The sequence below is a fragment of the Pseudooceanicola sp. NS-SX9 genome (genome assembly GCF_057380705.1).
This window is the reverse complement of the sequence record NZ_CM170818.1, coordinates 2,091,098-2,103,939: the sequence shown is the minus strand read 5'-3', so window position 1 is coordinate 2,103,939 and position 12,842 is coordinate 2,091,098. Positions and strand designations below refer to the sequence as shown.

At 56.9% G+C, this 12,842-nt stretch carries 12 protein-coding genes; 11 read left to right on the top strand and 1 reads right to left on the bottom strand.

The features are described from left to right. Positions 1–6: 6 nt before the first annotated feature. From AC2ITM_RS10030 to AC2ITM_RS10005, 6 genes are all read left to right on the top strand, one after another. Positions 7–357 (top strand): hypothetical protein, encoded by a 351-nt coding sequence (locus tag AC2ITM_RS10030; RefSeq protein WP_486466508.1) that lies wholly within the window; start codon positions 7–9, stop codon positions 355–357. A 2-nt stretch (positions 358–359) separates the two neighbouring features. Continuing rightward, the gene (locus AC2ITM_RS10025; RefSeq protein ID WP_486466507.1) at positions 360–620 is read left to right on the top strand and encodes a hypothetical protein; all 261 of its coding nucleotides are present in this window, start codon (positions 360–362) and stop codon (positions 618–620) included. A 148-nt stretch (positions 621–768) separates the two neighbouring features. Then, a complete protein-coding gene (locus tag AC2ITM_RS10020; protein ID WP_486466506.1) occupies positions 769–1,470 on the top strand; it encodes a peptidoglycan-binding protein in 702 nt (233 codons plus the stop codon). A 30-nt stretch (positions 1,471–1,500) separates the two neighbouring features. Further along, positions 1,501–1,695, top strand: coding sequence for a hypothetical protein (locus AC2ITM_RS10015; RefSeq protein WP_160897290.1), 195 nt, complete (start codon positions 1,501–1,503; stop codon positions 1,693–1,695). A 179-nt stretch (positions 1,696–1,874) separates the two neighbouring features. Continuing rightward, on the top strand, positions 1,875–2,681 hold the full coding sequence (locus AC2ITM_RS10010) for a DNA adenine methylase (RefSeq protein ID WP_486469416.1): 807 nt from the start codon (positions 1,875–1,877) through the stop codon (positions 2,679–2,681). Positions 2,682–3,134: 453 nt separating this feature from the next. Beyond that, the gene (locus AC2ITM_RS10005) at positions 3,135–3,509 is read left to right on the top strand and encodes a hypothetical protein (RefSeq protein WP_486466505.1); all 375 of its coding nucleotides are present in this window, start codon (positions 3,135–3,137) and stop codon (positions 3,507–3,509) included. Positions 3,510–3,562: 53 nt separating this feature from the next. On the opposite strand, the gene AC2ITM_RS10000 is transcribed toward AC2ITM_RS10005, so the two are convergent. Next, positions 3,563–4,495 (bottom strand): IS5 family transposase, encoded by a 933-nt coding sequence (locus AC2ITM_RS10000; protein ID WP_486466497.1) that lies wholly within the window; start codon positions 4,493–4,495, stop codon positions 3,563–3,565. Positions 4,496–4,548: 53 nt separating this feature from the next. On the opposite strand from AC2ITM_RS10000, the gene AC2ITM_RS09995 reads away from it, so the two are divergent. The 5 genes from AC2ITM_RS09995 to AC2ITM_RS09975 all read left to right on the top strand — a co-directional run bounded on the left by AC2ITM_RS09995 (position 4,549) and on the right by AC2ITM_RS09975 (position 12,638). Further along, entirely contained in the window at positions 4,549–6,129 is a 1,581-nt protein-coding gene (locus AC2ITM_RS09995) for a P-loop ATPase, Sll1717 family (RefSeq protein ID WP_486469415.1), read from the top strand. Between the two features lie 459 nt (positions 6,130–6,588). Continuing rightward, positions 6,589–8,655 carry an ATP-dependent nuclease gene (locus AC2ITM_RS09990; protein WP_486466504.1) on the top strand — a complete coding sequence of 689 codons (2,067 nt, stop codon included), beginning with the start codon at positions 6,589–6,591 and terminating at the stop codon, positions 8,653–8,655. Beyond that, the gene (locus AC2ITM_RS09985) at positions 8,652–10,649 is read left to right on the top strand and encodes a UvrD-helicase domain-containing protein (RefSeq protein WP_486466503.1); all 1,998 of its coding nucleotides are present in this window, start codon (positions 8,652–8,654) and stop codon (positions 10,647–10,649) included. The genes AC2ITM_RS09990 and AC2ITM_RS09985 overlap by 4 nt, the downstream gene beginning before the upstream one ends. 364 nt (positions 10,650–11,013) lie before the next feature. Continuing rightward, positions 11,014–11,700, top strand: a complete 687-nt coding sequence (locus AC2ITM_RS09980) for a TauD/TfdA family dioxygenase (protein WP_486466502.1) — start codon at positions 11,014–11,016, stop codon at positions 11,698–11,700. Beyond that, on the top strand, positions 11,697–12,638 hold the full coding sequence (locus tag AC2ITM_RS09975) for a hypothetical protein (protein WP_486466501.1): 942 nt from the start codon (positions 11,697–11,699) through the stop codon (positions 12,636–12,638). The genes AC2ITM_RS09980 and AC2ITM_RS09975 overlap by 4 nt, the downstream gene beginning before the upstream one ends. Positions 12,639–12,842 lie beyond the last annotated feature (204 nt).

The following is a 12,842-nucleotide window of genomic DNA, read 5'->3' as shown; positions in this document are numbered from 1 at the left end:
GGCGCGATGACGGATCCAACGAAAGACCCCGCCGTGATCGGCGGGCTGGCCGAGGTGCTGCGCGCCTGGCGCGAGACACTGCCGGAACAGTTCTTCGCGCTGCTGCTGTCGGGGGTGGCGGGGGCCTATGTGCGCGCGGTGTTCGTGCCAGAGGTCAGCCTGCGCCGCCGCGTTCTGGAGGGCGTGGCGGGGGTGTTCTCGGCGATGACGCTGGGCTGGCTGCTGGGCAGTATCATCGACGGCATGTTCAGCGCCGGGATGTCGGCCTACTGCGCGGCGGCCTTCCTTATGGGGGAGGGCGGCATCGCTGCGGTGCGGGGTCTGCGCAAGGCGCTGCTGAAACGGGTGGAGGGCTGACCATGCTGCTGATCCTGAACCACCTGACCTCGGCCCTGGTCGTCATCGCTTGCTGGTGGCTGGCGCATCAGAACGCCCGCGTGCGCGCGCCGGGCCGCTGGATCGCCGCCGGCTATGCCGCGCTCGGATTCAGCGTGCTGCTGACCGCCATTGTCCGCCAGCTGGGCGTGCCGCCGGAATGGCTTTTCATCCTGTCGAAGGCGCTCCTGGCGGGCACGCTGTTGCTGGTGATTTGCCGGCGCACGTCGCGGGGGATGCTGTGAGAAGGTGAGGCCGGGCCTGCGGCTGAGGGGCCGCAATGTTCCGACGCGGATGTGGGAACCCGGCCTCAGATTCAGAATATCCCATCATGCTTACCCAACCTTTAATGCAGGCCTCGCTCTCGCGGGGCCTTTTTCTTTGGAGAAACCCATGCCTGAGATGACCCTCGGCCTGACCGTCGAGATCCGCGCTGCCGCCGAGGCTTACGGATGCACGCCCGCGCAGACGGCTTATATCCTGGCCACCGCCGCCTGGGAGACCGCCGCCCGCCTCGAGCCCGTGCGCGAGGCCTACTGGCTGAGCGAGGCCCGCGCCGAGGCCTACCGCAAGTCCAAGGACTATTACCCCTGGTATGGGCGCGGGTTGGTCCAGCTGACCTGGGATTACAACTACGCCGGCGCCGAGGAAAAGCTCGGCCAGGACTTCACCAGCGATCCCGACACGGTGCTGGCGCCCGAAGCCGCGGTGCAGATCCTGGTGCAGGGCAGCATGGAAGGCTGGTTCACCGGCCACGCGCTGACTGATTACGTCTCGGCGACCCGCTGCGACTTCGTGGGCGCGCGGCACGTGATCAACGGCACCGATCGTGCTGCTGATATCGCGGCCCTGGCCTCCGAGTACCTGGCCGCCCTGGCGCCCGACACCCGCCGCACCCTGCGCCGCGGGGCCACCGGCGCCCCGGTGCCCGAGCTGCAATCTCGTCTCACCGCCGCCGGCTTCGATGCGGGCGCAGCAGACAGCCGCTTCGGGCGCCGCACCGAGGCCGCCGTGGAGGCCTTCCAGACCGCCCATGGTCTCAAGCCCGACGGTATCGTCGGGCCAGCCACCTGGGGCGCGCTGCTGGCCGCCTGACCCATCCCAACCCGAGAAAGGACTCAAACCATGACCAATATCTATGTCCGCCTGATCCTCTACGTGCTCTCGCCGCTGCTGACCGCGCTGGTGGCGCTGCTGCCCGGCTGGGGGATCGGCTTTGGCGACGGCGTGCTGACCATCGACCTCTCGACCCTCGCCGGCGCCCTGGTCGCAGCCCTCGGCCTCAGCGCCGGCGTCTTCGCGAAATGGGGGATCAAGTAGATTCCTCCCCGGGAAGGGGCCTGCGCGCCCCTTCTCCCCCCGGACGGGGGCAGCGGTGCCTCAGCACCGCCACCATGCAGCCCAGTTTGCAGACCGGCTGCACCGACGACCCAGACGGATCCCGTCGCCCGACTCTCGCGAGAGTGCGGGCGTTGTGGCCGGAACTTATCATGAACACAATGCAAAAGGTGGTGCCGGCGGCGCCCGTGGCCCCCTGGCTTGGCGGAAAGCGGGCGCTGCACCGCCGGATCATCGCGCGGATCGATGCGATCCCGCACCAGACCTATGCCGAGCCCTTCGTCGGCATGGGCGGCGTCTTCCTGCGCCGCGCCTGGCGCCCGAAATGCGAGGTCGCCAATGACCTCAACGGAGAAATCACCAATCTCTTCCGCATCCTGCAACGCCACTATCCCCAGCTGATGGAGGTGATGCGCTTCCAGATCACCTCGCGCCGGGAGTTCGAGCGCCTGCGCGCCACAGATCCCGCGACGCTGACCGACCTGGAGCGTGCCGCGCGTTTCCTCTACCTCCAGCGCCTGGCCTTCGGCGGCAAGCTGGGCGGGGTGTTCGGCGTCTCGCGCGATCATCCGGCGCGCTTCAGCCTGGCGCGCCTGGAAACGCTGCTGGAAGAGGCCCATGAGCGCCTCGACGGGGTGGTCTTCGAAAACCTCGACTGGGCGGATCTGATCGCGCGCTATGACGGGGCAGGGACGCTGTTCTACCTCGATCCGCCCTATTGGGGCGGGGAGGGCGACTATGGCCGCGACCTGTTCTCGCGCGCGCAGTTCGCCCGGATGGCCGAGGTCCTGGCCGGCATCAAGGGTGCCTTCATCCTGTCGATCAATGACCGCCCCGAGGTGCGCGCGCTGTTCGCGGACTTCCGGTGTGAGGAGGTCGGGTTGACCTACTCCGTCGCCCAGGGCGGCGCGACCGAGGCCCGGGAGCTGATCCTCAGCAACCGGGAGATCCGGATGGGATTGCTGTAGCTGGAGGCGGCAGGGCCTGGGCCCGATGGGGCTCAGGTCCTGCGCTGCTGGGTTTGCTGCTGGCAGGAAGAGGGCTTTACGCTTGGCGTACGCTTCCCGCTTAATCAGGCACTTCCGGCCCTGAACGGACCTTCGCGCCAGGTAAAGCGGATGACCGGTCGCAGCTCAGGGCGGACATTCCTCGGCTTGAGATTATCGCCAGCCAGCATCCCCGGAGTAGTCATTCCCAACCTCGTGAAAAGTGATCTGATACGGCAAAGTGACAGGTTCGGGCATACCTGCCGTGTGAACCAACCCTTCAGCCACAACTCGTCAGCGACGGTTGGGTAGCCACGACCTCGGAATTGGAGGCTCCCTGAAGGCGCGTGGATATCCACATTTATCCAAGGTTTCTCTTGGGCTAAACTTTCTTATCGGGCAAGGTTCAAGCAGGTACTCAAGGGAGATCACTCTGTGGCCGAAGATCCAAACCCCAATGAGATGAAAGATGTGGAAGCCGTTCGCAGGTTACTGGCGAACGCAGTTCGCTTGAAGAGAGAAGATATCGCAAATGCGTGCCGCATTCGCATCTATGAGCTGTCTGGCAACGACTATGAGGACCCAATTGAACGGCGGTTGTGGCAGGCGGTAACCGCTTATGAGGAAACTCTTAGGGAGAAGCATGGCCGCAAACAGCAGGCAAGCTACACCCGCCGAAAGATCGCAGCCAAGGGGGCGCTACAGACCTTAACCGATTGGGCACTGGATCCAAAAGTAACCCCGGGCTTCGAGGCTTTGGTGGCTGCCAATGCCGCTAAATTTACGGGAGAATATGTCGTGGTCGAATAGGCGTTGTTGCAGAAAGGCGGCCTGAGACGTGAGTGCCCCTTTCCCGTTCAGGCTCAGGCCACGCGAACAACCTCGGCGGTGCCGAGCGCGTTGAAGCGATTGATAAGAGCGACGCGGATGTGGATTTCGGCGGTTTGGCGATCGGGGTCCCTTGCAGCGATGCGCTCGCCGAAGGACTTGATGCAGCGCATCTTGGCCTCCACGCGGCTGCGAGCGTGGTATCCGGTCCACCGTTTCCAGAACGCCCGGCCGTAGTGACGTGTGGCGCGCAGGGTTTCGTTGCGCGCCTTGGCAGCCGGGCAGTCCTCTTTCCAAGCCCGACCGTTCCTTCGGATCGGTATGATTGCCGAGCCGCCGCGTGCGATGATGGCGCTGTGACATCGGCGGGTATCGTAGGCGCCATCCGCAGTCACGGTGCCGATGTCCTCGTCCTCGGGGATCTGGCCCAACAGGTCTGGCAGGATGGGGCTGTCGCCTTCCCGGCTGGGGGTGAACTCAACGGCCCGGATATCCGAAGTGGTAGTGTCCATTGCCAGATGCACCTTGCGCCATTGGCGACGACCCTGAACACCATGCTTGCGGGCCTGCCATTCGCCGTCGCCAAGAAACTTGATGCCGGTGCTGTCCACCAGCAGATTCAGCGGCCCGTCGGCACGACGATAGGGGATCTGCACCTTGAGGGTCTTCTGCCTACGGCACAGCGTCGAGTAGTCGGGAATGGGCCAGTCCAGTCCTGCGAGCCGCAGGAGGCTCGCGACCATCCCGGCTGTCTGTCTGAGCGGCAGTTTGAACAGCACCTTGATCGACAGGCAGAACTGGATCGCGGCATCCGAGAAAACTGGCGGGCGCCCTGGGCGTCCCTCATGCGGCGCGTGCCAGGCCATCTCCTTGTTCAGCCAGATCAGCAGTGACCCGCGCTTCCTGAGCGCATCGTTGTAGGTAGACCAGTTTGTCGTGTGGTAGCGGGCGGGCTTGGGCTTGCTCATGCAGCGCGTCTAACCGCATGGATTCCCGATGTGAATCCTTCACCGGCTGAGTTCTGCAACAACGCCCTGCTGAGGCTGATGAAGAATTTCTATTTGACTGCTTCGTAGACACGGCGGCGCTTGCTGAACTAAAGGACAAAGCATCTCCCAAGATGCTACTTTTAGGAAGTACAGGAGCTGGGAAAACGGCTTTAATTCGTAAGATTCAGCGTGATGCAGACAGCGCAAACCTGATCCAACTCGATGAGATGGCGTTGGACTATCTCGGAAATAGTGACGTAATACAGTTCTTAGTGAGCATTGGGGTCAGCTTGGATATGTTCTTCCAAGCGCTCTGGAAGCATGTGATATTAATCGAGTTCATTCGACTCAAGTTCCGAATTGAAGATGAGCAGAAATCTCGTTTTGTATTTTCTCAGATTACGAGTTACTTTTCATCAGACAAAAGGAAGGAGCGAGGTCTCGCATATCTAAAGAACTGGGAAAGCAAATTCTGGATCACTATGGATGAAAATATCCGAGAGATAACACAAAACCTGGAAAACGAAATAAACTTAGAGCTCGGCGGAGAAATACAAAAGTTTAATTCTCGTGCTGGGTATGCAAGGAGTCTAAGTGCGGAGAAGAAGAGTCAGCTTCAGAGAGTGGCTAGGAAATTTGTTGCCCCACAACTCCTGACAGACCTGGCGAAAGTAATAGACACACTGGCTGAGTATGACGCCAAACAACAAGTCAGCTACATCCTCATTGATCAGCTTGATGAAAACTGGATTGACGAGTCGATTAAGTACCCCATGATCAGAGCTCTGATTGAAAGCCTGAAAAGCCTCCGAAGAATCACCGACTTGAAGACCATCGTCTCTCTGAGATCCGATCTGCTTGAAAAAGTTATTATAGAGACGCGGGATTCTGGCTTCCAAAGCGAAAAGTATGAAGACTACATTATTCGATTAAAATGGGACGCCAACCTTCTGAAAGCCTTGGTAAATAAAAGAATAAACTATCTATTCCGCAGAAAATATAGCACCCAAAACATCACGTTTGAGGACATTTTTCCAGAAAAGGTAAGCAACACCGGCACCCCACTCGCGGCAATACTTGAGCGAAGTTTGATGCGACCAAGGGATGTGATAAATTTCGTCAATTTCTGCCTTGAAGCTTCGGAAGGAAGAACTTCCGTATCACGGAAACTCTTTACCCAAGCTGAGAGAGTCTACTCAGCCAACAGATTGAATGCCATGATAGAAGAGTGGCAAAGCGTTGTTCTCGGAGTCGAGGGACTTATAAATACCCTAAAAGGAAGAAGAGCGAGCTTTCCGATGGCAGAATTATGCACATCAGCCCTCCTTGATGAATTGGTCAACTCCTTCCCAACCTCAGAAAGAAGAAGTAAGGATAAGCTTTGGAAGCTTGTCGAAGATGCCACTAGCCGTAATGTCGAACCATTCGACCTAGCAGCTTGTCTAATTGAACGCCTCCATCTGGTTGGAGCGATCGGGGTTAAATATGACTCATCTCTTCCGTACCAGTACTTCTTCCAGACACAAAAAGCTCTTCCGACTACTTATCTAGATCCTAGCACGAAGGTTAGAGTTCACGCGATGCTCCACTCAGCCTTGGGTATAATTGGCTAGACCTTCATGCGATATTGAATTGTGAAATTCGCAGACGGCAGTTTCCTGCGCTTAACAGACTTTCCTGCTGACTGCGGCGAACGGCAGCTATCCGCCCTTCTCCTTCACAAGGGGGGCGTCTGGCGCTTGGAAGACGTCCGGCCCTTCGCCCTCCATGCGAGCGCCAGCGTGACACTGGACTTCCCCAGGAAGGGCGGAGAGCAGACTTGCGGCGCAGCAGCATGGCGGCCGCAGCATTAAGCCAAAGCCGCCATCCACTCATCCCGGAGGAACGCTGCCCAAAAATCGACCAAGAGAGCCGACCATCGCTGCAAGGTACAAAGCCCGTCAAGAAGGAGGCTAAGCGGTCGTTGCTTTCCCGCGCTTGGGAGGTCAGGAAAATGGCGTTGCCATGATACTCAGCGCTAGTCATTATCCTTTAATAGATCTTAACCCTGAAGCGAAAAGCGCATCGCAACTATGTATATTAGCAAGATTGAGATTGAAAATTTTCGCTGTTTTGGCGAAGGGGAAAATAAGTTTGTGCTTCCACTCTCGCCCGGCCTGACAGCCTTGTTGGGCGAAAACGACGCAGGGAAGACGGCTGTGATCGATGCATTGCGATTCATCTTCGGAACGCGCGATCAGGAATACTACCGCGTTCAGGATAGCGACTTTCACTGGCCCGCCGGCGGTGCCGAAAGACGCAAGGAAATTCGGATTTGCTGTCGGCTTGATGGCCTAAGCTTGAAAGAGCAAGGCGCGTTCGCCGAGTTCCTGACCTATGTGGATGAAGGCGGAGAGCCCGATGTCGCGTTATACGTCCACTGGACTACCAAGGACAAAAGTGGTGTCCACAGTGGCCGCAGGATGGTCTTTTCTGAGGTTCGGACGGGAAAAAACGGTGATGGCCCGGCACTTGATGTCGAGGCGCGGGAATTTCTGCGCTCCACATACTTGCGCCCCCTGCGTGATGCCGAGCGCGCCCTGGCTGCGGGACGCGGTTCAAGGCTATCGGAGATTCTCAAGAGCACGAGGCAGGTCACCGACATAGGCGCAGACTATGATCCTGCTGCCAACCCCGCGCCGAATGTGGCCGACCTCAGCGTGCTTGGGATCGGAGATTATTCGAGTGCATTGATCGTTGAGCATGAGGGAATTCGCCAAGCACGGCAGACCCTGAACGAAACCTATCTTAGGCCGCTTTCCTTTGCGGGTAATGACCTGGAAGGCCAAATATCCGTGGGCAGACAGGGTGCCCCCGACGCGAGGCTTCGTCAGCTTCTCGAACGTCTCGAGCTTGAGCTTAGAAGCGGCGCTGCGCCGGAACTTCCTGCTAACCGGGGCCTTGGATCCAACAACCTGCTCTTCATGGCGTGCGAGCTTTTGCTGCTTAGCTCGGAGGATGTCGGACTGCCGCTATTGCTCATTGAAGAACCTGAGGCACATCTTCACCCGCAAAGGCAGCTTCGCCTGATGCAGTTCTTGGCAGAAAAATCTGGTGGATCGGGAGCGAATGGCGAGAACGAAATTCAAATTATTCTGACAACGCACAGCCCAAACCTAGCCTCGGCGATCCCCTTGGACAGCTTGGTTCTCATTCATGGCGGCAAGGCTTTCACGCTTGCACGAGGGCACACGGAGCTAAGTCCCGATGATTACCGATTCTTGCAGCGGTTCCTTGACGTGACCAAGGCAAACCTCTTCTTCGCAAGAGGCGTCATGATTGTGGAGGGCGATGCGGAGAACATCCTGCTGCCAACGCTTGCGCGGTTGATTGGGATGGATTTATCGGCCCATGGCGTTTCGATAGTGAATGTGGGTGGAGTCGGGCTACGCCGCTTCGCCAGAATATTCCAGCGCAAGGATGCTGAGGTCGACGGTGCAATAAAGGTGCCTGTCGCCTGCATCACCGATATGGATGTCATGCCGGATTGCGCCCCTGTGATTGTCGGGAAGACGGAACCATTCCCGGCCCTCAACCAGCGTAGGTGGCGCATGAAAAACGACTTCGCGGCTGGTGAGTTGGAGACGCGCCGCGAGGCGATCCGCGCGAAGGCCAGCGGCCAGTTTGTCGAGACGTTCGTTTCCGATGAGTGGACGCTGGAGTATGACTTGGCCCGTCACGGGTTGGCCGAAGATGTATGGATTGCCGCAACGCTTGCGCGGCATAATGATAAGATCAACGAGCCCGACAAGGACGAGAACATCTTCCGTGTCGCGCGGGCGGCCAAGGCAGAGTTTAAGGTAAAACAGGCGGCGTGCGGCAACGCGGAAGAGTTGGCTTCGCATGTCTATTCCCTGTTTACGAATTCCCCGAAGGCATCAAAGCCAATCGCTGCCCAATATCTTTCAGAGATTCTGGAGTGGAAGGTTGCGAGGGGCGTGCACGATGCCGCAGCCCTCGTGGGGCTTCTTCCGCCTTACGTCACAGCGGCCGTGCGCCACGCCACCGGATACGGTGGTGGCGAAGCACCAAACGGCGGTGATGAAGCGGAAGCCGCGCAAGCCGCGCAAGCCGGGGAAGTTGCAGGTGGCCCAGCGTGATCGAACTACCGGAAGTAAGCGCCCAAGACGTACAGTGGGCTTGCAAAGTCCTCGGGTTGCCTGAAAAGGCGTTTTCTGGGGCGGACGGAACGGACCCGCGCCTCGGTGTGTTGCGCGAGAACGCGAGCTTGGATGTGGAAGCGTGCCCTGGAAGCGGGAAGACGACGTTGCTCGTTGCAAAGCTGGCAATTCTCGCCCGACATTGGAACGCAGTAGAGAGTGGCATCTGCGTCCTTTCCCACACCAATGCCGCGCGGCGCGAGATTGAAAAGAAACTCGGAGCAACCTCAGAAGGCCAACGGCTGCTTTCCTATCCGCACTATGTGGGCACGATTCATGGATTTGTGAACGAATACCTCGCCCTGCCTTGGCTGAGATCAAAAGGCATTACGATTGAGGCCGTAGACGATGACATTTGCCTGAATTGGCGATGGAAGAGGCTTCCATTTGTCACGAGGCGATCTCTCGAACAAAGGCGGGAGAGTATTCATCGGCTGCGCTACAGGGATTGCGACTTCGACCTTGGTGACATTCCTTGGGGAAAGGGCGGAGTGCTTGGCAGAGCATCGCAAACCTATCAAAATATGCAAAGGGTCTGCCGTGACTCTTTTGAAGCTGGACTGTTCTGCCATGACGAAATGTTCGTTTGGGCTTCCGATTTACTTGACCGGAATCCCGAGGTTGTGCGGCATCTAAGACAGCGTTTCCCGCTACTTCTGATCGATGAAGTGCAGGACAACAGCGAGTCTCAATCCCGGTTGCTCCAGCGCATCTTTATGGCGGGCGATCATCCCGTAACGCGCCAGAGATTTGGTGACCAGAATCAGGCGATCTATGCCTATGAAGGCCAGGACGGAGCGGCGACCGATAGCTTCCCCGTCGAGGATATCAAGCGGACGCTTCCGAACAGTTATCGCTTCGGAAATAGCGTGGCGGCTCTCGCGAATCCCCTTGGCGTCTCGCCTCATGGCTTGGTTGGCCAAGGAGGCGTTGGACGCAGCGGAGAGCCAGAACTCGTGGGCCGTCACGCGATCTTTCTGCTCGATGACGATAGTGCCGAGCGCGTCATCGATGAGTATGTCGCCTATCTCAGGCAGGAGTTTGGAGCGGCTGAGCTAAGTAGCGGCGACTTCACCGCCGTGGGAGCCGTTCACCGGACCCACAAGGGCGAAAATCTACCCTATTCAATAAGGCACTACTGGCCCGAGTACGATCCCGAGATATCGGGCGCAGAGCCAAAGCCGAACACTCTGATCCAGTATTTGGCGGCAGGACGCCGCCTTGCCGAGTTGTCTGGCGCAACAAGCGATCTGGTTGAAAAGCTCGCCCAAGGACTTCTTAGGCTGGCGCGGCTGATGTCGCCAGAGACCGCCATCGGAACAAGAAAACGAAACCACCGCTACGTTATGGAACTTCTGGAGGGCAATAAGGGCGCGCTGGAGGCGTATTTGTCCTTGGTCCGAATATTCGCGGTCTCACGGCTAGTTCCAGTGCAGGATAGGTGGGACGCCGAGTACAAGCAGCTTTTCGAAGAATTGGGGCGTGTGCTGAGCGCAGCAGATGCGACACCTGCGGCGGCAAATGAATTCCTGGCCTGGAGCGAGATCGGGGCCGTTGATGCGGCAAAAGACAAACGGAGCAACGTCCTTAGGGACACAACACAAGACCCCGCTGTAAAAGTGCGCGTTGGCTCCATTCACTCGGTCAAAGGAGAGACGCATACCGCTACATTGGTCTTGGAAACATTTTACTATGCACACCATTTGAAAGCGTTAAAGCCATGGCTTCTAGGGCAAGCCCAAGGTGGGAACGGTAGACCTGATCGAGTAAAGCAACGTTTGAGGCTCCATTACGTAGCAATGACAAGACCGGCCAGATTACTTTGCCTCGCTATGCGGGCAGATTCCCTCAACGACGCCGAGATCGATATTCTGCGGGGAAAGGGGTGGCGCGTCGCTCGCATCACTCAGGATGGCATAAACTGGGTTGGATGATCGTTTGCGATCCTGGATTTCGAACCGTGCACAAACACCTTGAGACCAAGAGGGAGATTTTAATTCGTGAACTCTCTCCCATCATCCAAGGTCCGCATTGAGGACGATGCACCGCAGCATCTGGCATTGACGTCAATGTCTGCTCAGGGCTGAAGTACGCCCCATTCATCCAGAGAGCATCGAACGCCGAGGGAGGCATGTTGGGCGGTCGGGAACAGAAATTGACAGCAGGCCCCGAAGGGCATTGAAGTAAAACTTAAACCGGATACACCTTGGAGACGCTGCCAAGCTGTCCCAGAAGATGGAACCACTTCACTCTTGGCGGGAACATTCAAAAGGTAGTTGCTCCATCGGGATCAGAAGAATGAGCAAAGAACAACACAGCAACAACCTCCCAAAGTATATAGCTGAAAGTCTCAACTCGCATGGGTACTTTTTCTCAAGTGAAAATATTTTTGGCGATTTCGAAGTCGCAGAAGAATTGGTCAAAATGGGAAACAGGATAGGACAGGTTCGAAAAGGGCGGTTCGGATCTCCGGTTGAGGTTCTTTCCCCATTGAATAGCCCTGATGCGCTGCCCCACTCGCTAAGCGCTATTCACGGACATGGTGCGTTTCCATATCATGTTGATGGGTCCCATCTCACTTTTCCAAGTAGGTATTTGTTGCTCTTCTGTTCCGAAGCAACCGGGTCAACCGCACCAACGCATATCTTGCACCGACGAGACTTGGATTTGACTGCGGATGTTATCGATGCGATGCGGGCTGGTGTATTTTTGGTGCGAAATGGAAAACGGTCATTCTATGCCAATATTCTGTCCGATACTGTTTCGTTCATGCGGTGGGATGCAGGCTGTATGTTTCCAAAAGATGAAAGAGCTATGAGGGCCGCCAAAGCCCTTTCGCAGCCTGAAAATGTAACGATGAAAACAACCATAGATTGGCAGGCAGGGGCTTTTCTTATCATTGATAACTGGTCCGTTTTGCACGCACGCGGTCCAGTTTTAGACAGGACCTCACGACGAGAACTCTTAAGGGTATCAGTCCAATGAACAATGATGTACCACCTGCGCTGGCCTCAAGCGCACTATATTCCAAGTCTCAATTATATATCCAGCGGGCTTTGGTTCGGCAGGCCTCAGGTGAAACTGATGAGTATCAGCTATGGGCATCACTTGCGCTTGAGTTGCTGGGTAAGTCTGCTCTGTCGTCGATCCATCCGTCATTAATCGCTGATCCACTTCACTATCAGTCCCTCTTTGCAGCATCTGGCGTGAATGTATCGACCGATATAAAAACGATTACGGCTAAGACTTTGTTTGAGAGACTCCAGCATCTGGTCAAGCCGTTCGATGGGAAAGTAAAGGAGTTCTGCAACCAAGTCGCAAATCGTCGCAATGCAGAACTACACTCAGGGGACGCGCCCTTTGCTGCAACTCGAGCTGAAAAATGGGAGGCAGAGTATTGGTACGCCGTCGATTTAATCCTCACCTTTCAAGGTCAGACGTTTGAAACGTGGTTAGGTGCTGACGATGCGGCCATGCCGAAGGATGTATTGGAAAATGCGAAGCAGGCAAAACTTCAATTGGTTGAGGTTCGAATTGAGAGAACAGCAAGTGCTTTCAACGAGCAGAGCAAGGTCGCCAGACAAAGGGCTTTGAGGGATGCAAGCCTCAAAGACTTCGACGACTACCCGCGCCTCTTCGCACACACTTGGGATGCTTCGTGGGAGGCTAACTGCCCTTCATGCGAGGCTAAAGCATTCGTCGTTGGAGAACTTGATTATGAGGATGTTATTGACACTCAAGGCGATGAATTTGGCGTCTGGGAAACGGTCCAGAGAGACTATTCTGGTTCAGCGTTTCGATGCCCCACATGCGGACTGAAACTGGACGGCTACGATGAACTGGCTTTGACTGAACTACCTCTTGAGTATAGTGATACTGACGAGCGCCAGATGGAGTATGAGCCTGAGTATGGCAACGACTGAGACTAGTTGTAGCGAATAGCGGCTTTGATGATTTGTACTGCGGCATACCGGGCCCAAAGCCAAAGGCAGCTATGGGCCGTGCCTACCATTACGTCTGCCGCGACATCAACGAAACCGCGAACGCCGGAGAGCCACTTTCTTGCAGGCCTAGCATCCGGTAAACTCTGGCTAGAACGCATAAGGTCAGGCATTCAGGTTTTAGAG